Here is a 23,160-nt window from a genome sequence, read left to right as displayed (position 1 = left end):
AGTATCCGTTTTGCCTAAGTCGGCCAGTATTTCACCGGATGGAATAATTGCATATGTCAAGAATGAGCTTGCGGCACTCGGCGCTGCGACGGCGCGAGTTTCTGGGCCGTAAGCAGCTTGTGGAGCAGGTGGTTTCAGATATTGGACGGCCCGGCTCAAACCTGCTTCTGGTAGGCGCAGGGGGAGTGGGTAAGACCTCGCTGGCTGTCCATTCACTTGAGAAGCTGTGCAGTCAGACTCCAGGGCTGCAGGTGATGGCTTTTGCCGCGACGGAGGCAACGCGACGCACCCCTCTGGCCGTATTTGACTCGGTGTTCTCAGAAGAGAACCACCTTGATACTCAGCGCCCGGAGCGTGTGGGTGAATATATCATCCAGTCCTGCCTGGACCACCTCGCAGGGCTTGAAGGCCGGGCCGGCGCAAAAGCCGGGCGTCTGATCATCCACATTGATGATGTGCCGCTACTGGACCAGATGAGTGAAGCGGTTCTGGAATACCTCCTCTCCCGCACCGATGTCCGGGTGATCCTCACGTGTCGGAGCATTCCTGGCCCGTCCGGGACACTTGTCCGGGCATGGCGGGACGGAACTCTGCGGCGCATTGACGTCCCTGAGCTCTCACTGAGCGAGACGGGTGAGTTTGCCGCCAACATTCTCCCTGATCGGGCCTTTGCGGTGGAAACCGTTGAAAAGTTGCACCAAATGACCGGCGGGAATGCTCTGTTTCTGCACGAACTTCTCCGTGTGCTCAAAACCTCTGAGCAACTGCAAATGCGGCAGGGGCTGTGGGTATGGGCAGGAGAACTGCCGGCAGGCACCTCACTAGCTGATATTCTCCGCGTTGAAATTGAACAGCTCTCAGCGGAGCAAAGAGCCGCCTTTGAGATAGTGGCGCTGTGTGCTCCTGTGCCGCTGGACTTACTTGGCCGGCAAGTGAGCCTGGATGCTCTTGAGACGCTGGCTGAATCCGGACTCATCAGACTATCCAACAACTCGGCAAACCTAGGGCGAATCGTTTCACTCACGCACCCCATTTTTGGTGAGGCCATGGAAGGTCTGCTGAGCCCGGCCCAATGCAGAAACCATTACCTCGCCCTCTACACGGCCGCCATGGCCCGCTACGCCCAGCAAGCCCCTCAGGGGGTGGCACCGGCAAGGCCACAAGCAGCAGTGCCACAAGCATCAGGGTCGCAAGCAGCACAATATGTCTGGACGGGGGACATTTCCGAGTTACTCACGGTGGTGGGGTGGGCGCTGGATGCGGGCACTGAGGTACCTATGTGGTTGTTGGCGGAAGCCTTCGGATACGGGCGCATGCTCACCGACTATGCCTTCCGTATCCGCACGGCCACCTTGATCCTGCGCCATGCCGGGGCGCCTGCCACGCTCCGAGCCCAGGCATTCATCAGCCGGATTGAAGCGCAGCGCTTCAGCAACAATCCGGAGGCCGTTTCCGCCGATGCTCAGCGTGCCCAAAATACTGTGGTGTACCTCCCCGACGGAGAGCAACGCAACGCCTTGGCCGCCGATCTGGCAACGGTGCTAGCTGATGCGTATGTACTTCAGCAGGGCCGATGGGAGGATGCGTTGAAGGTCCTGGACTGGGCAGAAGAACTTCTAAGTTCCTCCAAATTGCCCGTTCAGGCTGCAAAAATTCGCCTCCGCGCCTCCCGGGGAATTCACCTGAGCTACGGCGGCAACATGTTGGAATCCGCCCGTGTGCAAAGCGAAACCCACAAGGCCACCCGCTCAACACCGCATTTTCTTCCGCTGGCATCTACCAGCATCATCTCTTTGGGTCAGCGCGGGGAGGCAAAACAGGCACGCGCCCTCGCCCGAACACAAATGACACATGCTGTGAGATCCATGAGCAAGTACCCCCTTGCGGCCGGTGAAATTATTGGCGCCTGGTGCCTTTCTGACATGCTCACCGGTAACGTCCGCGAAGCCTCGTTCATTTACGGGCTGATGAACACTGCCATTTCACGCAACCCCGGACACGTGCAGATACGCAAGACTCTTGTGGCTTTTGGCCAGGGACTGCTGGCGTCCATGAATGGTGAATGGCCGGCGGCAGCACAGAACCTGACCTTGGCCTGTGCTGAACTGGAGGACTTTTCCGGTACCGGCTCTGAGGGCATGCTCCTGGCAACCCTTGCGTTGGCCCATGCCGCCAACGGCAACCACGTGGCCTCCGCCCAAGTGCGTCAGCAACTACTCAACCGCACCACGGGTGAGAGCCGCCTACTGGAACTACCCTCCCGCTATGCGCTGCTCCTCGCGGCAATGTATGCGCCTAACGGAGGCGAAGAAGCGGAGGCACTGGCGCTCATTGAGCTGGCTGGGACCTTCGACTTTGCGCTCATGGAGTTGCGGGCGCTGCACCTTCTGGCGTGCTGTGCGGGCGGAGGGCTCACCCCCGAGCAGCTTGACAGAGCGCGGGGGCTGGCCCGCGGCATGGACGCGCCGCTAGCGGCCCCACTTTTGGCAAGCTGTGAGCACATTGTTGCCGGCGGTGTTCCCAGCCGCGGGGATGCAGCCAGACTGTTGGCGCGCCGCGGACTTTTTGTGCCAGCAACCCCGCTGCAAATTCTCACGCCACGTGAACAGCAGCTCGCCTTTCTCCTGGCCTTGGGCTACAGCAATAGCCAGATCACAAAGAAGCTTGTTATCTCCAAACGAACCGCTGAAACCCATGCCGTGAAGATCTATCAGAAGTTGAACATCAAGTCCCGCGATGACATTGCCGAGGCCCTGGATGAACTCGAGGCCACCTCCCGCTAGTGTCAGCGCAAGTACGACGGCGCGGGCTCACCTTTGCCAGCGTGAGCCCACCTCCCGGCGTCGTACTGTGGGAAATGGGGGTAAGAAGTACAGGAAACACAAAAGCGCCGCCCCCACAAGGGGAGCGGCGCTTTGTAGTTCGGCAACTACTAGATCTGGCGGGCCAGGATTGCCTGCTTGACCTCGGCAATGGCCTGGGTGACCTGGATACCGCGCGGGCATGCTTCGGTGCAGTTGAAGGTGGTGCGGCAACGCCACACACCTTCCTTGTCATTGAGGATCTCCAGACGCATATCTCCTGCGTCGTCACGGGAGTCAAAGATGAAGCGGTGCGCGTTCACAATGGCTGCCGGGCCGAAGTACTGGCCATCGGTCCAGAAGACGGGGCAAGAAGACGTGCACGCGGCGCACAGGATGCACTTGGTGGTGTCGTCAAAACGCGCGCGTTCCTCAGCGGACTGCAGACGTTCCTTGGTGGGGGCGTGGTCGCGGTTGACCAGGAAGGGCATGACCTCACGGAAGGACTGGAAGAACGGTTCCATATCCACAATCAAGTCCTTCTCAACGGGCAGGCCCTTGATGGGCTCAACCGTGATGGGCTTGGACGTGTCCAGGTCTTTCAGCAGGGTCTTGCAGGCCAGACGGTTACGGCCGTTGATGCGCATGGCATCGGAACCGCACACGCCGTGCGCACAGGAACGGCGGAAGGACAGCGAGCCGTCCTGCTCCCACTTGACCTTGTGCAGGGCATCCAACACACGGTCGGTGCCGTACATGGTCATGGTGAAGTCTTCCCACTTTGACTCTTCCGAAAATTCGGGGTCGTAGCGACGCACACGCAAGGTGACGTCAAAAGTTGGGATTTCTCCGCCGCCACCGAGGTGGACAGGCAGTTCAATCTTTGATGCCGGCTCCGGCAATTCAGCTTCTACGGCGCTCATTAGTACTTCCTCACCATGGGCTGGTAACGGGTAACAACAACAGGCTTGGTCTCCAAACGGATACCAGCAATGTGCTCCTTGGAGCTATCTGCCGTGACACCGGAATCAAGATAAGCCATGGAGTGCTTCATGAAATTCTCATCATCACGGTCCGGGAAGTCCTCGCGGTAGTGACCGCCGCGTGACTCTTGACGGTGCAGGGCAGCAACCGTCATGACCTTGGCCAGTTCCAGCAAGAAGCCCAGCTCAACAGCCTCAAGTAAGTCAAGGTTGAAGCGCTTGCCCTTGTCCTGGACGGTGATGCGGGAATAACGTTCTTCGAAGCCGGCAATATCGCCAAGAACCTGATTCAGCGAATCGGCGGTGCGGAACACCTGCATGTTGGCGTCCATGGTGTCCTGCAGTTCCTTGCGGATCGCAGCTACCTTTTCGCCGCCGTCGGAGGTCCGTATGTGGTCCAGCAATGCGCGGGTGTCAGCTTCCGGGTTCTGCGGCAGCTCAACCCAATCGGCACCCTTGGCGTATTCGGCAGCAGCTACACCTGCGCGCTTGCCGAACACGTTGATATCCAGCAGCGAGTTGGTGCCCAAACGGTTGGAGCCGTGGACCGAAACGCAGGCCACTTCACCGGCTGCGTACAAGCCCGGGATGATGGTGTCATTATCCTGCAGAACCTCGGTGGTGATGTTCGTAGGAACACCGCCCATGGCGTAGTGGGCCGTGGGGAACACGGGAACAGGCTCCGTGTACGGTTCCACACCCAGGTAGGTGCGGGCGAACTCGGTGATGTCCGGGAGCTTGGCGTCGATGTGAGCCGGTTCCAGGTGGGTCAAATCAAGGAGAACGTAGTCCTTGTTCGGGCCACAACCGCGGCCTTCACGAACTTCGTTGGCCATGGACCGGGCAACTATGTCACGCGGGGCCAGGTCCTTGATGGTGGGGGCGTAACGCTCCATGAAGCGCTCACCCTCGGAGTTGCGCAAGATTGCGCCCTCGCCGCGGGCGGCTTCGGAGAGCAGGATGCCCAAACCGGCAAGGCCTGTCGGGTGGAACTGGAAGAACTCCATGTCCTCCAGCGGGATGCCCTTGCGGAACGCGATGCCCATGCCGTCGCCGGTCAGGGTGTGGGCGTTGGAGGTGGTCTTGAAGACCTTGCCTGCGCCGCCGGTTGCCAGAATCACTGACTTGGCCTGGAAGATGTGCAATTCGCCTGTGGCCAGGTCATAGGAGACCACGCCAGCAATTTTCTTCTGCAGGTAGACGGTGCCGTCCTCGCGGGTGGCTTCCTCATCAACCGTCAGCAGATCCAAAACGTAGTACTCGTTGTAGAACTCAACGTTGTGCTTGACACAGTTTTGGTACAGGGTCTGCAAGATCATGTGACCGGTGCGGTCTGCTGCATAGCAGGCGCGGCGGACAGGAGCCTTGCCGTGGTCGCGAGTGTGACCGCCGAACCGGCGCTGGTCAATGCGGCCTTCGGGTGTGCGGTTGAACGGCAGACCCATCTTTTCCAGGTCGATCACGGCGTCAATGGCTTCCTTGGCCATGACCTCCGCAGCGTCCTGGTCTACCAGGTAGTCCCCACCCTTGACGGTGTCAAAGGTGTGCCACTCCCAGTTGTCCTCTTCCACGTTGGCAAGTGCTGCACACATGCCGCCCTGGGCCGCACCTGTGTGGGAGCGAGTGGGGTAGAGCTTGGTCAGGACGGCGGTGTGGGCGCGCTGTCCGGATTCAATGGCGGCACGCATTCCTGCGCCACCGGCCCCGACGATTACAACGTCGTATTTGTGGACCTGCATACTGGATGCTCTTTCTCTCTGTACTGCACTAAAAACTGGTGTTCACTTCTTGCCGCCCCGGGAAGGGGACGTTCCTAAAACTAAGGAACGGGGCAGAAGGACGGGAGGTCGATGACCGCGCCGGGAGGGCAGGGATCAAAAGTGAAGATGACCAGGGTGCCCAAGACGATGATGACGGCGCTAGCCACATACAGGATCGTCTTGAGAGTCATCCGAGTGCCATTGCGCTCAGCGTAATCGTTGATGATGGTGCGCACACCGTTGGTGCCGTGCAGCATGGCAAGCCACAGCATGGCCAGGTCCCAGATCTGCCAGAACGGATCGGACCACTTGCCGGCAACAAACCCGAAGTCGATCGCATGAATGCCTTCGCCCAACATGAGGTTGACGAAGAGGTGACCGAAGATCAGAACGATCAGGACCACACCGGAGAGGCGCATGAACAGCCACGCGAACATTTCAAAGCTCGAATGCGATGCCTTGTTGCGCTTGTACTTGGGCGACTGCGCGCTGTTGGAGCGCGGGGACGCGATGGAGTTTGTACTCAATTTAGTTCCCTCCGAAGAAATTGGAGAAGACAATGGTGAGGTGACGGATCAGGAACGGAATCATCGTCACAGCCCACAGAGCGAGTACGCCCCAGAGCATCTGACGCTGGTACTTGGGTCCCTTTTTCCAAAAATCGATGGCAATAATGCGCAGGCCGTTGAAGGCGTGGAACACAATTGCTGCGACAAGAGCCGCTTCACCCAAACCCATAATGGGGTTTTTATACGCCCCAATGACTGCGGTGTACGCCTCAGGGGAAACCCTCACCAAAGAGGTGTCGAGAACGTGCACCAACAAGAAAATAAAAATCACTACACCGGTAATACGGTGTCCCACCCATGACCACATGCCTTCTCGGCCGCGGTACAGAGTGCCAGCTGGTTTTGTCGGCACTGAATAAACCTTCCCTGCGTCACCGTTGCGCTGGCGTGGTTCCACGCGGGGAAACGCACACGGCGTGAGCACTCATACTTGAGCCTAAATTTAGGCTTAGCTAACAGCATATTCAACTTAGGTACTCCTTGCTCTATGCATCAAATCACAACGGCGTTGCAATTTGGGAGAATTGGGTGAAGAAGGCAGGCCTCGTGCCGACTTTAATTGCCTTCATTTACCTCCGGCTACCACTGTCAGCTACGGCTGCGGTGGGCCCGGCTACAACAGCCCGGCATCCGCTTGTGCCACCACCCGGCACAACCGGCATTACCGTCTTCTACTACCGTGGGTGGGTCTTTCGCCCTCGCCGGTGTGTTTGCACGGCGTCAGAAGGCTCTATTTGAAACGCATCGATTATGGTGGTCATGATGAATACGCAAAATTTGGTTGACCCCACACCGGCCTCAACCGACCCCTTAGATCGGTTTTACGCCGTGATTCCCGCTGGCGGAGTTGGTACCAGGCTCTGGCCGTTGTCCCGGGCGGCAGCACCGAAATTTCTCCATGACCTGACGGGCAGTGGCAGTACCTTGATCCGCGCCACCTTTGACCGCTTAGAGCCATTGAGTGGTGAAAGGGTGCTGCTGGTAACCGGAGATGCGCACCGTGAAGCGGTCTGCCGCCAGCTCCCGGAAATTTTGGACAAGAATTTGGTGTTGGAAACAGAGCCCAAGGATTCAGGAGCTGCCATCGGGTTGGCAGCGGCAATCTTGTACATGCGCGACCCCACAACCATCATGGGTTCCTTTGCCGCGGACCAGGTCATTAGCCCCGTGGAAAAATTCCAGGCTGCCGTGCGTGAAGCTATCTACACCGCAGCTACGGGCAAGATTGTGACCATCGGCATTAAACCGACCCATGCCTCCACAGGGTTCGGGTACATTCGCACGGGCGAGCCCTTGATTGTTGCGGGTGCCCCTAGCGCGCACACCGTGGTCAAGTTCGTGGAAAAGCCGAGCCAGGAAATCGCCGAGGAGTACCTTGCCAGCGGTGACTACAACTGGAACGCAGGCATGTTTGTGGCGCCGGTTGAGCTGATGCTCCGCCACCTCAAAGCCAACGAGCCTGGCCTCTATGAAGGCCTGATGGAAATCGCGGCCGCGTGGGACACCCCGGACCGGATTGCCGTGAAGAACCGCGTTTGGCCCACGCTGCCCAAGATCGCTATTGACTATGCGGTGGCCGAGCCTGCTGCTGACGCCGGTGACGTGGCCGTGATTCCTGGTGATTTTAGCTGGGATGACGTAGGAGATTTTGCTGCGATCGCACGCCTGAGCAGCGCTAAAGAAGATAAAAACGTCAAGGTCATTGGCGAAGGCGGACGAGTCTTCACGGAGGACAGCACAGGGATTGTGGTGACCGATACCAAGCGTGTCATTGCCCTGATCGGTATCCAGGACGTGGTGGTTGTGGATACCCCGGACGCACTATTGGTCACTACCAGGGCGCATTCGCAACTGGTAAAAAAGGCTGTTGACGGGCTCAAGGCCCGCGGAGATACCGACGTCCTCTAGTCCCCACGCCCTCCCGTTTTTTGATCGCGGGCGACCAAAAAACGGGGCCCTCGGGCGCGTGGGCCCATCCACGGGCTCCCGATCTTCAAGCTCGGAGTAATGCGGCGAAGTCAATGGGGTTCCCCGGCTCTGACGTGGTTAGAGTTTGATGTGTGCGCAATTACTCGTTGGAAACAGATGCAACTGAATTAGTAGGCCCGTGGCTGGAACCTGTGCTGGCCGAAGTCCTAGAGTTTCGCCGGGACCTCCACGCCCACCCGGAGCTATCCTTTCAAGAATTCCGCACTACGGAGAAAATTTTCGAACACCTTGTGTCCGCCGGGTTGGCGCCCCGCCGCCTCGACGGTACCGGGGTCATTGTGGACATTGGGGAAGGACCCATTGCCACGGCGTTGCGCGGCGATATTGACGCACTGCCCATCGTTGAGGAAACGGGTCTGCCCTTCGCCTCCCGCAACCACGGGGTGACTCACGGCTGCGGCCATGACTTCCACACCGCCACCATGCTCGGCATCGCCTTGGTGTTGGCACGGATGCATGAGCACAGCCCACTCGGTGGCCGGGTCAGGATTGTTTTCCAGCCTGCCGAGGAAACCATGCCCGGAGGGGCGTTGTCCTGCATAGATCAGGGTGCCCTGGACGGCGTTCCCCGCATCATGGCGTTGCACTGTGACCCCCGTATTGAGGTGGGTAAGATTGGCACCCGGATTGGGCCCATCACCAGTGCCTCGGACACCATCAAGATCGAGCTCACCGGCCGCGGTGGCCATACCTCGCGCCCGCACCTGACCGAGGATCTGGTGTTCGCCCTAGCACAGATTGCCATCAGTGTCCCGGCTGTGCTGTCCCGGAGGGTGGATGTGCGCAGCGGTGTCTCGGTGGTGTGGGGTCAGATCCACGCTGGTTCGGCTCCGAATGCCATTCCTGTGCACGGTGTCATGAGCGGCACCATGCGCTGTCTGGACCGTGAGGCGTGGCATGCGGCAGGTGAGCTGCTCGATGAGGTGGTCCAGCAGAGTGCTGCACCCTTCGGGGTGGACGTTCATCTGGAGCACACGCGCGGCGTCCCTCCTGTGGTGAACTCAGAGCATGAGACGGCGCTGATTGAGGCCTCTGCCCGCGCTGAACTGGGGGATGATTCAGTGGTGCTGGCACCGCAGTCCATGGGCGGCGAGGATTTTGCCTGGTTCCTGCAAGGCATTCCAGGCTCACTCATGCGGTTGGGCACGCACGTTCCGGGCGGAGAGGAATACGATCTGCACCGGGGCGATTACATTGTTGATGAACGGGCGCTCTCAGTAGGCATCCGGGTACTGTGTGCCGCGGCCCTGCGGACCCTGCGCGAGCCAACCGCCGCTTAGCTCGGCAGGGATTTTGCCAGTTGTGTAACAGTTACCCAACGATGGATGGCTGGACATGGTTGAGACTGGCCGCTGGCTGTGAAATCACACTAGGGTATGAGGTAGTGCCGCAATGCTGGGGTGTGTCAAGGTATTCGCTTTTGCTTCATCCACTAGGTCAGCGTTGATCTAGTAGCTGGGCTTGATAGCGTTGCGTTGTCCATCAACCCTCCAGTGCGGCGATCAACCGATGGAGGAACTTTGAAAAATTTGCTTTTGAACACTGTCAAGCGCGGGGCCTTGGTGGGCACCATTGCGTTGAGTGCCACGGCACTGCTTCTGACAGGTTGTGGCGAGGCTCCGCCCGCCCCCGGTGGTGGCGAGTCGAGCTCACAAAACCCGGCCGCGTCTGACTTCCTTGGCTGCATTGTCTCTGACTCCGGCGGTTTCGACGATCAGTCGTTCAACCAGTCATCGTATGAGGGAATGCAGAAATCCGTTAAGGACCTTGGCATCAAGATGAAGGAAGCTCAGTCTTCCACCACCGCTGACTTTGCACCGAACCTGGCAACAATGGCCAGCGCTGGCTGTAACCTCACCGTGACGGTCGGATTCTTGCTGGCAGAAGCCACCGCAACGGCGGCCAAGGACAACACGGATCTGCACTACGCCATCGTCGATGACAATTCCATCGATCTGCCCAACGTCAAACCAATTGTGTACAACACAGCCCAAGCCGCGTTCATGGCTGGCTACGTTGCAGCCGGCGTCTCCAAGACCGGCAAGGTAGGCACCTTCGGTGGTATCAACATCCCCACCGTCACCATCTTCATGGATGGCTTTGCTCAGGGCGTTGACTACTACAACGAGAAGCAGGGCAAGGATGTGAAGCTGTTGGGGTGGAACGCCAAAACCCAGCAGGGCGTGTTCGCCAACACCTTTGAAATTGTCCAAGAGGGCACCAAGAACACCAACAACCTGATCGCCGACGGCGCTGACGTGATCATGCCTGTTGCCGGTCCGTTGGGCAAGGGTGCAGGAGATGCCATCCTGGCCGCCAACAAGGGCGGCAAGGATGTGAAGCTGGTATGGGTTGACTCCGACGGTTTCTTGACAGCACCCACCTACAAGGAGATCCTGCTAACCTCAGTCATCAAGACCATGGGAGAAGCAGTGGAGACCGTTGTCAAGGAAGATTTGGACGGCAAGTTTGACCCCACCCCGTACATTGGCACCCTGGAGAACGGTGGCGTAGGACTTGCCCCGTTCCACGATTTGGACTCTGCTGTCAGTGCAGACCTCAAGACCCAACTTGATGACATCAAGAAGGGGATCATTGACGGGTCCATCAAGGTCGAATCTGCGGCCAGCCCGAAGTAGTAATGTGATGCGTGTGCTGGGGGTCGCCGGTGGCGGCCCCCAGCACACGTGTTTGTCAGCCGTGACCATTTTTTCGCAGACGGGCTAAAACGTTGAAACTAGAACTTCGGGGCATTACCAAGAGCTTTGGTACCCTCGTGGCGAATGACCACATCGACCTAGTGGTGGAATCAGGACAGATCCACAGTCTGCTGGGTGAAAACGGTGCAGGAAAATCCACGCTCATGAATGTTTTATACGGGCTGTATTCACCCAGCTCAGGACAGATCTTAGTTGATGATGTCCCCGTTTCCTTCTCCGGCCCGGCGGACGCCATGGCGGCAGGAATCGGCATGGTCCATCAGCACTTCATGCTTGTCCCGGTCTTTACTGTCGCGGAGAACGTGGCATTGGGAGCGGAGAGCACCTCCTTCGGAGGAGTTCTCAATCTTGGCGATACGCGGAGGAAGATTCGTGAGATTTCCGCACAATTTGGCTTCGATGTGGATCCCGATGCGCTGGTGGAAGATCTTCCCGTAGGGGTGCAGCAACGGGTGGAAATCATCAAGGCACTGGTACGGAACTCCAAGATACTGATCCTGGATGAGCCCACCGCCGTTCTCACCCCTCAAGAGACTGATGAACTCATGGAGATCATGGGACAGCTCAGGGACAGCGGTACCTCCATCGTCTTCATTTCCCACAAGTTGCGTGAGGTGAAGGCGATCTCTGACACCATCACCGTCATTAGACGGGGCAAGGTGGTTGGTTCTGCGCCCCCCGATACGTCCACTACAGAGTTGGCGGCCATGATGGTGGGACGCGCTGTGAACCTGACGTTGAACAAAGCCGATGCTACTCCCGGTGCGGAAACCTTCAAGGTCTCCAACTTGACAGTCATGAACGATTCCGGTCATCGGCTGCTCGATAATCTCTCCTTGAGCGTCTCTCAAGGAGAGATCTTGGCGATCGCCGGGGTTCAGGGCAATGGACAGACCGAATTGACCCAGGCCGTGCTGGGCTTACATAAGCATGTCCTGGGGTCCATCACTTTGGACGGAAAAGAGCTGGTAGGCAAAAGCGTTAGTCAGGTGCTGGAGTCCGGTGTCGGTTTTGTTCCTGAGGACCGCCAAGATGATGGCCTGGTCGGGGAACTTTCCATCGCGGAAAACCTGATCCTTGACCTTTATAAAAAGGCTCCGTACTCCCGTGGCGGAACATTGAACCGCTCCGCCATTGCCAAAAATTCTGTAGATAAGGTCTCAGAGTTTGATATTCGGGCGCAGTCACCCCAGGATGCTGCTCACACGCTTTCCGGTGGCAACCAGCAAAAAGTAGTATTGGCACGGGAGTTGTCCCGGCCTTTGAAACTCTTCATTGCTTCACAGCCCACACGCGGTGTTGACGTAGGTTCCATCGAATTTTTGCACAAGCGCATTGTGGCAGAACGCGATGCCGGAACACCGGTGGTCATTGTCTCCACCGAACTAGATGAAGTTCTTGAACTCGCTGACCGGATCGCCGTGCTCTTTGCAGGCCGGCTCATGGGCATTGTGCCTGGAAAATCCAGCCGCGCTCTACTCGGTTTGATGATGGCCGGGCTCAGCGCTGAAGAAGCTTCGGAACAAATGCAATCGCAACAAGAATCTGGAACTACCGGGGAAACCGGGGAAGGGGTGCAGCTATGAGCGGGCCTGAAGTGAACAAACCTGCAGAGGAAGCCGCGGAGCCTTCCAGCACACCAACCAGCACGTCAGTACCCGGAGCGCCCGGCAATCCCGGCACACCCGGTGTACCCGGAGCCCCAGGCTCTCCCGTCAAACCGGAGCGAGAAGGGGGTGGCAGCCAGCTGGTACGGGAAATTATGAGCGGTAACGCCATGATTTCTGTTCTGGCAGTAGTGGTAGCCCTTGTTATTGGTGGCATCCTCATCGCTGCCACTGATGCCCGTGTTACCACCGCTTTGGGTTATTTCTTTGGCGATCCCACCGCAACGTTCAAAGCTGTTTGGGCATCAGTTTCAGAAGCCTATGGCGCGCTGTGGCGAGGTGCTACCTATGATCCCGGCTCACGCACGTGGAAGGGGCGGCTGGGTATTTTTGAAACCCTCACCTTCGCCACACCGCTGATCCTCTCAGGACTGGCCGTGACCTTGGCGTTCCGTGTGGGCTTGTTCAACATTGGCGCCAAAGGCCAGATTATTTTGGGTGCCACTTTTGCTGGCGCCGTAGGGTTCTTGATTGAACTGCCGCCGGGCATTCACTTGCTGGCCGTCATTGTAGCTGGTGCTGTTGGTGGAGCGGTTTGGGGCGGGATCGCAGGGTTCTTGAAGGCACGCACCGGGGCGCATGAGGTCATTGTCACCATCATGCTCAACTACATTGCAGTGTCCTTGGTGCTGTATCTGCTCAAGAACCAGCTCAAAGACCCGAACAGTTCCAATCCGATCAGCCCGCGCATGCATGAAAGTGCCATGTTCCCGCTGTTGCTGGGCCCTAACTTCCGCATCCATGCGGGGCTGATAGTGGCCGTGATCGCCGTCTTTGTTGTTTCCTGGCTGTTAGAGCGTTCAACCCTCGGTTTTGAGTACCGGGCCATTGGCGCAAATCCGCGGGCAGCACGCACGGCCGGCATGCTGGTTTCTCGGGGCTACATCACCGTCATGCTGATCTCCGGAGCCCTGGCGGGCTTGGCCGGTGTCACCCAGCTGGCCGGTACCGAAAAAATCCTCGATTCAGACATTGCCGGCAGTATTGGCTTTGATGCCATCACGGTGGCCCTGTTGGGCAGGTCGAAACCGTGGGGGACCTTCTTCGCCGCAATACTCTTCGGTGCATTCAAGGCCGGTGGCACTTCCATGGCCATCAATGCCGATGTCTCCATTGACATTGTTGCCGTGGTCCAGTCATTGATAGTTCTCTTCATCGCCGCACCTCCTTTGGTCCGGTCGATTTTCCGGATCAAGGTAGCCCGCCGTGTAGGAGCGAACATATGAGCATCACTGCTAAGAGTGAGACGCCTAAGGTTGCCGACGCGGTTGCCATCCGCAGCTGGAAGATGCCGATTCTGCTGGGCATACTGTCCTTGTTCTCCGTGGTGGTCTTCATTATTCTGGGACCGAGCGGCACGGCAACGTTCCGTATCTCCCAAGATACGGATGCGTGGCAGGTACCTGACCTGGTAGTTCCGGCCAAGGCCGTGGGCACCCTAGTTTCCATTATCGCCGTGGCCCTGACGTATCTGGCGTGGCGCCAAACCAGGGACTCCGGCAAGATTGCCAAATGGGTCATCACAAGTTTCTCCGTGGTTTTTGTCATCGGAGTGATGGTTTGGATCATTGGCGGAACCAGCACACAAAACATCACGCTGGTGGGCCTGTTTGCCGGTGCCATGCTGATCACCACCCCCATCCTGTTCGGCGCCATGTCAGGTGTTCTCTCGGAACGTGCCGGAGTGGTCAACATTGCCATTGAAGGTCAGCTGCTGGCGGGTGCCTTCACGGCCGCACTGGTTGCCTCAATTACAGGCAACGCCTATGCCGGGCTCATCGCCGCCGCCGTGGCCGGTGTTTTGGTGTCAGTGCTGCTGGCGCTGTTCAGCATCAAATATGTGGTGAACCAGATCATTGTTGGCGTGGTGCTAAACGTTCTGGTGTCCGGTTTGACTGGCTTCCTCTTCGAAAAAATCATGAAGACCAAGGTCGACGGCGCCACCATCTACAACCAGCCGGCTCACCTTCCCAACCTCCCGATCCCGCTGCTTTCTGAAATTCCCATCATTGGGCCCACCTTGTTCCGCCAGTCCATCATTGGCTACTTCATGCTGATCCTTGTCGCGGCTTTGTGGTTCGGGCTGTTCCGCACCCGCTGGGGATTGCGCGTGCGGGCGGTAGGCGAGCACCCCAAAGCGGCGGACACCGTCGGTATCAACGTCAACCGCACCCGGGTCATCAACGTGCTGGCCGGTGGCGCTGTGGCAGGAATCGGTGGCGCCTACTTCACCTTGGTTGCGGTGAGTAGTTTCAGTAAGGACATGACCGGCGGGCTGGGCTTTATTGCCCTCGCGGCGCTGATCTTTGGCCGCTGGAACCCCATCGGTGCTGCACTGGCAGCCCTGTTGTTCGGTGTGGCAGGGAACCTTCAAAGTATCCTCTCCCTGGCCGGTACCCCGATCGACGGCCAGTTCCTGGCGATGCTGCCCTACGCTTTGACCATTCTGGCCGTGTCCGGATTCGTGGGCCGTTCTCTGGCCCCGGCCGCGGACGGCGAGCCCTATATTAAGGAGTAGCGCGGTATGCCTGAGAAGTCTGAGGTACCTGTGACATCCGGTATGGCTGTGAAGGCCGGCTCCGTGTGGGAGCCACTGCGCCTAGCCGCCACCGCGGCACTCACCCACGCCTATGTGCCGTATTCCAACTATCCGGTAGGGGCTGCGGCCAGGCTTGAGGACGGGCGGATCGTCTCCGGGTGCAATGTGGAAAATGCCAGCTACGGGCTGACTCTTTGCGCAGAATGCACCATGGTGGGTGCCGCCCGGATGAGCGGCGGCGGCCTGATCACCGAGTTCTATTGCGTTGACGGATTTGGAGAGATCCTCATGCCGTGCGGGCGCTGCCGGCAGTTGCTCTTTGAATTCAGTACGGCGGGAACCCAGATCATGACTTCTTCAGGAGCCAAGACCATGGATCAAATTCTGCCCGACGCTTTCGGCCCCGACAACTTGAAGGAACACTCATGAACGCCCAAGAAACTTTCGCCGCAGTTGACGTGATCGCCACCAAACGTGATGGCGGCAAGCTCACCCCTGCACAGATCATCTGGACCATTGCGGCTTACACGCGCGGGGAGATTGCTGAGGAACAAATGGCTGCCCTGAACATGGCCATTTTCCTGAACGGCATGGACAGGGAAGAAATTTCACAGTGGACTGCGGCCATGATCGCCTCGGGTGAGCGGCTGGACTTCTCCGCTCTGCGCAACCCGGCCGGGGCCCGGATGCCCACCACTGACAAGCATTCAACTGGCGGCGTGGGGGACAAAATCACCTTGCCGCTGGCGCCTCTGGTCGCCGTATTTGGCGCAGCCGTGCCACAGCTCTCTGGCCGGGGGCTGGGGCACACCGGGGGGACCTTGGACAAGCTGGAAGCCATTCCCGGCTGGCGGGCAGATGTGAGCCGCGAGGCCATGATGCGCCAGCTTTCCGAGGTGGGCGCAGTCATTTGCGCAGCCGGTGGAAACCTGGCGCCGGCGGATAAAAAACTGTATGCGCTGCGCGATGTAACCGGAACCGTTGAATCCATCCCGCTCATTGCCTCATCCATCATGAGCAAGAAGATTGCCGAAGGCACTGCGGCGTTGGTGCTGGATGTGAAGGTGGGCAACGGGGCGTTTATGAAGACCGAAGCGCGGGCCCGTGAGCTGGCGCAGACCATGGTGGCGTTGGGCAAAGACGCAGGTGTTAACACCGTGGCGCTGTTGACAGATATGTCCACACCCTTGGGTCTGACCGCAGGTAACGCCATTGAGGTCCAAGAGTCCGTGGACGTGCTGGCAGGCGGTGGTCCGGAAGACGTCGTCGAACTTACCGTCAGGCTGGCAGAGGAAATGCTGGAGGCAGCCGGCATTCACGGTGCTGATCCGGCAGCGGCGCTCAAGGACGGACGGGCCATGGACGTGTGGCGGCGCATGATTCGTGCCCAAGGCGGGGATCCGCAGGCAGCACTGCCAGTGGCTCGGGAGTCGGAGACGGTTTATGCCCCGGCCGATGGCGTGCTCGTGGGACTCGATGCCATGGCCGTTGGGGTTGCCGCGTGGCGGCTGGGTGCAGGACGGGCCCGCAAGGAGGATATTGTCCAGGCTGGGGCTGGGGTGCGTATGCATGCCAAGCCAGGTGCCGTGGTGCGGGCAGGGGAGCCGCTGATGACGCTGCTGACAGACACTCCGGAGAAGTTCCAGGGCGCCAAGGAAGCACTCGAGGGTGCGTTCACGATTGCCCCGGAAGGTTCCCGCCCGGCGAACCGGCTCATCATCGACCGGATCGCCTAACCCCACTACCAACGCTCTCTCACTTAACGGGGTGTTTTGAGGAACACTCTCTCAACCACTCTCAGGTGATGGGATTGCACCAGCAACAAAGGTGGCCCGGAATCTTTCCGGGCCACCTTTGTTGCGCTATAGAATGTTTTACTCCGTTTGGCGGTTGGTGGTTAGCCGTGGGGTGATGCCGGTCGAGGCAAATTCACCGCAACCGGGACATATGCTCGCGGGGGAGGGCTCTCATTCTCAAGAGGGACTGGGGCAAGGGAATATCCTCCGATGGGTGGATACAGGGGCTGCTCCAACGTGGGAAACTTTAAGGAAGCAACCATCACAGGAGAGGACAAGTCCCCGGTGGATTTTTTGGGCCTCATCGATCAGATCAACGTCACCATTGAACATTCCGCTGCTCAATGGTGGGTGATTCCTGTTGTGGCGCTCTTTTGCCTCATTGATGGGTTTTTCCTGTTCCTGCCCAGCGAAACCGCCATAGTAGCTCTGGCGTCCATAGCCTCCCGGGAGGGGTATCCCAATATTTGGCTGCTGATCCTGGGCGCCTCCTTCGGTGCCATCATTGGCGACAATATTGCCTATTGGCTGGGTCGCAGGCTCGGGGTGGAACGCTTCCGGTGGATGCGCTGGCCCCGCAGCGCCAAAGCCTTCGCGTGGGCCGGCAAGGAACTGGAAAAACGTGGGGCTATCTTGATCTTCACGGCACGTTACATCCCGGTGGGGCGGATTGCTGTCAACTTCACGGCAGGCGCCACCCGCTTCCGGTGGCGACAATTCGTGATTCTGGACAGCATCGCGGTTCTAACGTGGGCCAGTTATTCCGTGGCCGTGGGAACATTCGCCGGCCGCTGGGTGCACGATAACCCGCTGCTGGGTGTAGTCATTGCCGTGGTCTTTGCCATCGGCATCGGCTTCCTCGTGGACCATGCGATGAAGCTTGTGCACCGCATCTTGGAGAAGCGAGGGCTCAACAGGGATGTGGCTGTGAGCGGAACCGTGTCTGATCTCGGCGCTGTGCCTGCTGTCCCCGATCCCGGACCTGCCGGACCCGATGCGGCCGATCCCGCCGGAACCGTGGTACCTGCTGTGCCGGCCGTGCCCGCGGCGGCCGCCCCGCCTGCGGTGCCCGCCATCAATGAGCCCGATCAGCAGGAGCTGTTAAGTCCCGTGGGGAACAAAATTGAAGAAGTAGGAACTGGGCCTAACAGGCACTAGAGCGCCGTCAAACTAGCGCAGGGCCCCCCGCATCCCTAGAGTGGGACTGTGACTAACTCAACTTCAGAACACACAGGCATTTCTCTCCCGGGTGTCGATCTCAAATCGCTGCCCAAAGTGTCCCTGCATGACCACCTTGATGGAGGTCTACGCCCCGAAACTATCATTGAGTTGGCTGCCAAAGCCGGGCATACATTGCCGGCTACCGACCCCGAGGAACTGCGCAGCTGGTTCCTCGAGTCCGCTGACTCTGGTTCGCTCGAACGCTACCTCGAGACCTTCGAACACACCATTGCCGTCATGCAGAGCCATGATGACCTGGTGCGGGTCGCTCGGGAATTCGTTGAAGACTTAGCCGAAGACGGAGTGGTCTACGGCGAGGTGCGCTGGGCCCCGGAGCAGCACCTCACCGCCGGGCTGTCCCTCGACGATGCCGTGGAAGCTGTCCAGGAAGGCCTTGAAGAAGGCATGGACGCGGTGGATGAGGCTGGTGGATACATTGAGGTAGGCCAGATCATCACCGCCATGCGCCACGGCGACCGTGGCTCCGAGATTGCCCAACTGGCTGTCCGCCACCGTGACAACGGCGTGGTTGGCTTTGACCTCGCCGGGGCCGAGAACGGTTTCCTGCCCTCCCGCTTTACCGAGGCCTTCACCTATTTGGCCGAGAACAACTTCCCTGCCACTGTGCACGCAGGCGAGGGAGCGGGGCTGGAAAGCATCCAGGACGCACTGGTCCATGGCCGGGCGCTGCGACTGGGCCACGGCGTGCGCATTGCCGAGGACATCCACCTTGATGTCCAAGAAGAGGACGGGAACGACGTCGGCACGCTCACCTTGGGTGATTTGGCCCAGTGGGTGCGTGACCGCCAAATCCCGCTAGAGCTGTGCCCCTCCTCTAACCTGCAGACGGGCGCCATTGCGGCTTTTGGAACCACCATTGCCGAGCACCCCATTGACCTGCTGCATCAGTTGGGTTTCAACGTCACGGTCAACACGGACAACCGGCTCATGAGTGGCGTGAGCCTGACCGGTGAGTTCGGGCTGCTCGTGGAAACCTTCGGCTACGGCCTGGACACGGTGCTGGAACTGACCCTGAACGCAGTCCATGCATCGTTTTTGCCCATCGAATCACGCGAACAGCTAGCGGACTTCATCATTGAGCACTTCGAGGACGCCATGGAGGAGATGGACGACTTTGAAGATTCTGAGGAGTTTGAAACGTTTGACGCATCCGATCTAGGCGATGCCGGACGTGACGAGTAGTTACGTGCCTGAACACAACGGGCGGGCCCGCTCCACAGAAGTGGAGTTGGCCCGCCTTGTTGCTGTGGTCCAGGCACTTCGCGAACACTGCCCCTGGACGGCCGCACTGACTCATGAATCACTCACCAGCTATCTGGTGGAGGAAACACATGAGTTCATCGAGGCGTTGGAGCACGGAAACTCCAGTGAAATCTCCGGAGAACTCGGAGACATTTTGCTCCAAGTGGTGCTGCACGCACGCCTCGGCGAAGAATGCGGCGAATTTGACTTGGCTATGGTGGCCCACGGGCTCAGCGAAAAAATGATTCGCCGCAGTCCCCACGTCTTCCACGCCAACGGCACCTTGCAGGAGAGTTTTCCCGCCACCATTGCCGAAATCGAGGAGACCTGGGAGCGGGTTAAGGCCCAGGAACGTGCCGCCTCAAGGCAGAACACGGCGGCCCCGAGTCAGCAATGGAGCCCCTTTGCCGGAATTCCGCACTCCTTGCCAGCGCTGGCCATGGCACAAAAATCAGTGGAGCGGGCCCGGCGGGCATCCCTGCCAGTCCCCGCAGGGACCCTACCCAGCCCCATCGAAACTGAAGAAGACCTCGGAAAGGCGCTCTTCGGCGTCGTGCTGGCGGCGCAAGGTCAGGGGCTAGACCCCGAAAGGGCCCTGCGCCATGCCGTGCAGGAATTCCAGGAGCGCAGCCAGGGCGCCAGCAGGCAGTAGCCAGTCCCAAGGCAGCGATACTCAACGATGTATCGCTACGAAGGTGAGGGAAGTCTCCTGCGCAAAATTTCGTTATGGGGCACCGCCCGGGAGCAACATTCCCGCTTTGAGCGTATTGAATGAGTGCCCCATCACGCCGTCGGCTAGGATTGAGGCGACAGCGTGGTCGACATCTACTCTACAAAGCTGACTATTAGGAGCGATACGTGGCACTTATTGAAGCCATTCATGCACGCGAAATCTTGGATTCCCGTGGAAACCCGACCGTAGAGGTTGAGGTTCTGCTCAGCGATGGCGCCATGGGCCGCGCCGGCGTTCCCTCCGGTGCATCCACAGGTGCCTTCGAGGCAATGGAACTCCGTGACGGGGATAAGAACCGTTACCAGGGCAAGGGTGTTTTGCAGGCAGTCGAGGCTGTCTTGGAAGTTATTGCCCCCGAAGTTGAGGGCCTGGACGCAACGGATCAGCGCCTGATTGACTCCGTCATGCTGGAACTGGACGGCACCTCCAACAAGTCCAAGCTCGGCGCCAACGCCATCTTGGGCGTTTCCCTGGCCGTGGCCAGCGCTGCTGCAGAGTCCGCAGGCTTGCCGCTGTACCGCTACTTGGGCGGACCCAACGCACACGTACTGCCGGTTCCGCTGATGAACATCCTCAACGGTGGTTCACATGCAGATTCCGACGTTGACATCCAGGAATTCATGGTTGTCCCGTTGGGTGCAGCAACGTTCTCTGAGGGTCTGCGCTGGGGCGTTGAGGTCTACCACAACCTCAAGGCCGTTCTGCAGGAAAAGGGTCTCTCCACCGGTCTGGGCGACGAGGGCGGCTTCGCACCGAACCTGCCCTCCAACCGTGCAGCCCTGGACCTGATCCTGGAAGCCATCAAGCGCGCAGGCTACGAGCCCGGCAAGGACGTGGCCCTGGCCCTGGACGTTGCCTCGTCCGAGTTCTTCAAGGACGGTGCTTACCAGTTCGAAGGCAAGGCACTGACTGCTGCGGACATGAGCGCCTACTACGCTGAGCTTGTTGCCGACTACCCGCTGGTCTCCATCGAGGATCCCCTGGATGAGGAAGACTGGGAAGGGTGGAAGACTCTGACTGAGGCCATTGGCGAGAAGGTCCAGATCGTGGGCGATGACATTTTTGTCACCAACCCCGAGCGCCTTTCCCGCGGCATTGCTGAGAACTCGGCCAACTCGCTGCTGGTGAAGGTCAACCAGATCGGCTCGCTCACCGAGACCCTGGACGCAGTGTCCATGGCCCAGCGCGCCGGTTACACCACCATCACCTCGCATCGTTCAGGTGAGACCGAAGACACCACCATTGCTGACATTTGCGTTGCCACCAACGCCGGTCAGATCAAGACAGGTGCCCCGGCCCGCTCCGAGCGAGTTGCCAAGTACAACCAGCTCCTGCGCATCGAAGAAGAACTCGACGACGCCGCACGCTACGCAGGCCGCAGCGCCTTCCCGCGTTTCAAGGGCTAAATAGCAACGAAGGCCGCGGGGGCTGGCTAAGGTGGAATTCACACCTCGCCAGCTTCCGCGGCCTTCTGCGATTAACCCACGCGTTGCCCGAAGGTGAGAGAGCGTTTGGATATAACGGCCTGAAGGTGAGAGAGCGTTTGGATAAAACGGCCCGAAGGTGAGAGAGCGTTGGAATAATTGCTGCCGGGGAATCTCCGGCGCAGGCAGGTAGGGAAAGCATGGCCACACGACGGCCTTCAGTGCCCAAAGCACAGTTCACATCCGGGCTTCATAACGACCCGGAAAAACCTGATGCCACGTCGGCTAGCACGACGCCGGCAGCTGACTCTGGTGCCACGCCCGGCTCCGGCGCTGGTGCCGAAGGTTCTTCGGTCCCGGCCCCGCCCCGTGGCAAGCGTGAGCGCCAGCTCACCAGTGGGCCCAACGGGCGCAGCCGCCAGGACGGTGTGATTCACACGGCAGGCACCAGCCCTGTCCCGGCCAGATCATTTTCCGGGCGAATCCTGGTACTTGTGCTCACCATGGGCGTTTTCACCATCTTATTGGCTCCCAACGTGCACACCTTCATGACTCAACGCAGCGAAATTGCCACGCTGAAAGAAGACATTACCTCCCGGCAGGCGCAACAGGACGCCTATGCTGCAGAACTTCAACGCTGGGATGATCCTGCCTATATCAAGCGCCAAGCCCGCGAACGGGTGAGTATGCTGATGCCCGGTGAAACCGGGTACTGGGTGTACGGGGCCAACGGCACCGAGGAAGTCAAAGACTCGGTAGGTGCAGCCAAGTCTGCTGCGGCCGAAGCAACAACAGCCAAAAAAGCTACTGAAGTCACAGTGGAACCGTGGGTGTCTGGCCTGTGGGAGGCTGTCAAGAATTCCGCCAAGGAACAGGTGCCCGTGACGCCCAAGGAGCCCGCTGCCAAACAGCCTGCCCCGGCGGTTGAGCCCACTGCGCCAGCGGCACCCTGATGCCCGGTGTCCGCCCGGCACGCTAAAATAATAGGTTGAACACCCCGGCCGTCGCCGGACACCGCTTGAGAACAGTTCCAGGAAAGGCCCGCCCGTGCCCGAAACCATCAGCTCCGCCTCGAATGGGCGCATCCCCACGCCACATGATCTGGACACCCTGAGCCGGCAGCTCAACCGCCCCGTGCGCGATGTCGTGGAAATACCGGCCCGCTGCATCTGCGGCAACCCGCTGGTGGCAGCCACAGCTCCCCGGCTCAGCAACGGGATCCCGTTCCCCACCACGTTTTACCTGACACACCCCATCTTGACGGCTGCGGCATCACGGCTCGAAGCCGCCGGTCTCATGAACGAGATGACCCAACGGTTGGAGACGGACACGGAGCTGGCCGCCGCCTACCAGTTGGCGCATGAGAGCTACATTGCAGCACGCGAAGCGATTGGTGAACGCGCCGGAACCGGTCCTGTGCCGGAAATTGCCGGCATCTCCGCCGGGGGCATGCCTACCCGTGTCAAATGCCTTCACGTGCTCATTGGGCATGCACTAGCCGAAGGTCCCGGCGTCAACCCGCTGGGCGACGAGGCCCTAGCCGCAGTAGCCCAGTGGTGGACGCCAGAGTCCTGCTACTGTGCCGGTGCCTGGGACAACGCCGCACCCGTCCCGCACAAGGACCTGAGCCGCCACGTCAAGCATTTAAACCAGCAGAACCCGTAATCAGCACGTCCACGCAGCTTTTCCGAAAGG

The 23,160-nt window shown here is 59.4% G+C and carries 19 protein-coding genes; 15 read left to right on the top strand and 4 right to left on the bottom strand.

Annotated elements, in window-relative coordinates; all coding sequences use genetic code 11:
• The first annotated feature begins 53 nt into the window (after positions 1–53).
• Complete coding sequence (locus RY113_RS08440; protein WP_315914217.1) at positions 54–2,783, top strand: LuxR C-terminal-related transcriptional regulator; 2,730 nt, start codon at positions 54–56, stop codon at positions 2,781–2,783.
• Positions 2,784–2,932: 149 nt separating this feature from the next.
• Here RY113_RS08440 and RY113_RS08435 read toward each other — a convergent pair whose 3' ends face one another.
• From RY113_RS08435 to sdhC, 4 genes are all read right to left on the bottom strand, one after another.
• Complete coding sequence (locus tag RY113_RS08435; protein ID WP_110104686.1) at positions 2,933–3,724, bottom strand: succinate dehydrogenase iron-sulfur subunit; 792 nt, start codon at positions 3,722–3,724, stop codon at positions 2,933–2,935.
• Positions 3,724–5,523, bottom strand: a complete 1,800-nt coding sequence (sdhA, locus tag RY113_RS08430) for a succinate dehydrogenase flavoprotein subunit (RefSeq protein ID WP_315914216.1) — start codon at positions 5,521–5,523, stop codon at positions 3,724–3,726. The genes RY113_RS08435 and sdhA overlap by 1 nt, the downstream gene beginning before the upstream one ends.
• Before the next feature lie 80 nt (positions 5,524–5,603).
• Positions 5,604–6,071, bottom strand: coding sequence for a succinate dehydrogenase hydrophobic membrane anchor subunit (locus RY113_RS08425; protein ID WP_110104684.1), 468 nt, complete (start codon positions 6,069–6,071; stop codon positions 5,604–5,606).
• Position 6,072: 1 nt separating this feature from the next.
• Positions 6,073–6,465, bottom strand: a complete 393-nt coding sequence (gene sdhC / locus RY113_RS08420; protein ID WP_110104939.1) for a succinate dehydrogenase, cytochrome b556 subunit — start codon at positions 6,463–6,465, stop codon at positions 6,073–6,075.
• Between the two features lie 410 nt (positions 6,466–6,875).
• On the opposite strand from sdhC, the gene RY113_RS08415 reads away from it, so the two are divergent.
• From RY113_RS08415 to RY113_RS08350, 14 genes are all read left to right on the top strand, one after another.
• Entirely contained in the window at positions 6,876–8,021 is a 1,146-nt protein-coding gene (locus RY113_RS08415) for a sugar phosphate nucleotidyltransferase (protein ID WP_315914374.1), read from the top strand.
• Between the two features lie 152 nt (positions 8,022–8,173).
• Positions 8,174–9,382 carry an amidohydrolase gene (locus RY113_RS08410; RefSeq protein ID WP_315914215.1) on the top strand — a complete coding sequence of 403 codons (1,209 nt, stop codon included), beginning with the start codon at positions 8,174–8,176 and terminating at the stop codon, positions 9,380–9,382.
• A 240-nt stretch (positions 9,383–9,622) separates the two neighbouring features.
• Positions 9,623–10,741, top strand: coding sequence for a BMP family protein (locus RY113_RS08405; protein WP_396334226.1), 1,119 nt, complete (start codon positions 9,623–9,625; stop codon positions 10,739–10,741).
• Positions 10,742–10,833: 92 nt separating this feature from the next.
• On the top strand, positions 10,834–12,408 hold the full coding sequence (locus RY113_RS08400) for an ABC transporter ATP-binding protein (protein ID WP_315914214.1): 1,575 nt from the start codon (positions 10,834–10,836) through the stop codon (positions 12,406–12,408).
• Entirely contained in the window at positions 12,405–13,715 is a 1,311-nt protein-coding gene (locus RY113_RS08395; RefSeq protein WP_110104680.1) for an ABC transporter permease, read from the top strand. The genes RY113_RS08400 and RY113_RS08395 overlap by 4 nt, the downstream gene beginning before the upstream one ends.
• Positions 13,712–15,007: an ABC transporter permease gene (locus RY113_RS08390; RefSeq protein ID WP_315914213.1), complete on the top strand. Its 1,296-nt coding sequence runs from the start codon at positions 13,712–13,714 to the stop codon at positions 15,005–15,007. Before RY113_RS08395 ends, RY113_RS08390 begins: the two co-directional genes overlap by 4 nt.
• Positions 15,008–15,013: 6 nt before the next feature.
• Entirely contained in the window at positions 15,014–15,457 is a 444-nt protein-coding gene (locus tag RY113_RS08385; RefSeq protein WP_396334225.1) for a cytidine deaminase, read from the top strand.
• A complete protein-coding gene (locus RY113_RS08380; RefSeq protein ID WP_315914212.1) occupies positions 15,454–16,764 on the top strand; it encodes a thymidine phosphorylase in 1,311 nt (436 codons plus the stop codon). The genes RY113_RS08385 and RY113_RS08380 overlap by 4 nt, the downstream gene beginning before the upstream one ends.
• Positions 16,765–17,061: 297 nt before the next feature.
• Complete coding sequence (locus RY113_RS08375; RefSeq protein WP_315914211.1) at positions 17,062–17,982, top strand: DedA family protein; 921 nt, start codon at positions 17,062–17,064, stop codon at positions 17,980–17,982.
• A 48-nt stretch (positions 17,983–18,030) separates the two neighbouring features.
• Positions 18,031–19,248 (top strand): adenosine deaminase, encoded by a 1,218-nt coding sequence (locus RY113_RS08370; RefSeq protein WP_245932011.1) that lies wholly within the window; start codon positions 18,031–18,033, stop codon positions 19,246–19,248.
• 4 nt (positions 19,249–19,252) lie between these two features.
• Complete coding sequence (locus RY113_RS08365; RefSeq protein WP_315914210.1) at positions 19,253–19,960, top strand: MazG nucleotide pyrophosphohydrolase domain-containing protein; 708 nt, start codon at positions 19,253–19,255, stop codon at positions 19,958–19,960.
• Between the two features lie 206 nt (positions 19,961–20,166).
• Entirely contained in the window at positions 20,167–21,447 is a 1,281-nt protein-coding gene (eno, locus tag RY113_RS08360) for a phosphopyruvate hydratase (protein WP_110104676.1), read from the top strand.
• A gap of 218 nt (positions 21,448–21,665) precedes the next feature.
• Positions 21,666–22,418, top strand: coding sequence for a septum formation initiator family protein (locus RY113_RS08355; protein WP_315914209.1), 753 nt, complete (start codon positions 21,666–21,668; stop codon positions 22,416–22,418).
• Positions 22,419–22,512: 94 nt separating this feature from the next.
• On the top strand, positions 22,513–23,130 hold the full coding sequence (locus RY113_RS08350; RefSeq protein WP_315914208.1) for a DUF501 domain-containing protein: 618 nt from the start codon (positions 22,513–22,515) through the stop codon (positions 23,128–23,130).
• Positions 23,131–23,160: the final 30 nt, after the last annotated feature.

It is taken from the genome of Arthrobacter sp. lap29, from assembly GCF_032458965.1.
Taxonomy (GTDB): domain Bacteria; phylum Actinomycetota; class Actinomycetes; order Actinomycetales; family Micrococcaceae; genus Specibacter; species Specibacter psychrochitiniphilus.
The sequence above is the reverse complement of the archived record's forward strand: the minus strand, read 5'-3'. Positions and strand labels throughout refer to the sequence as shown.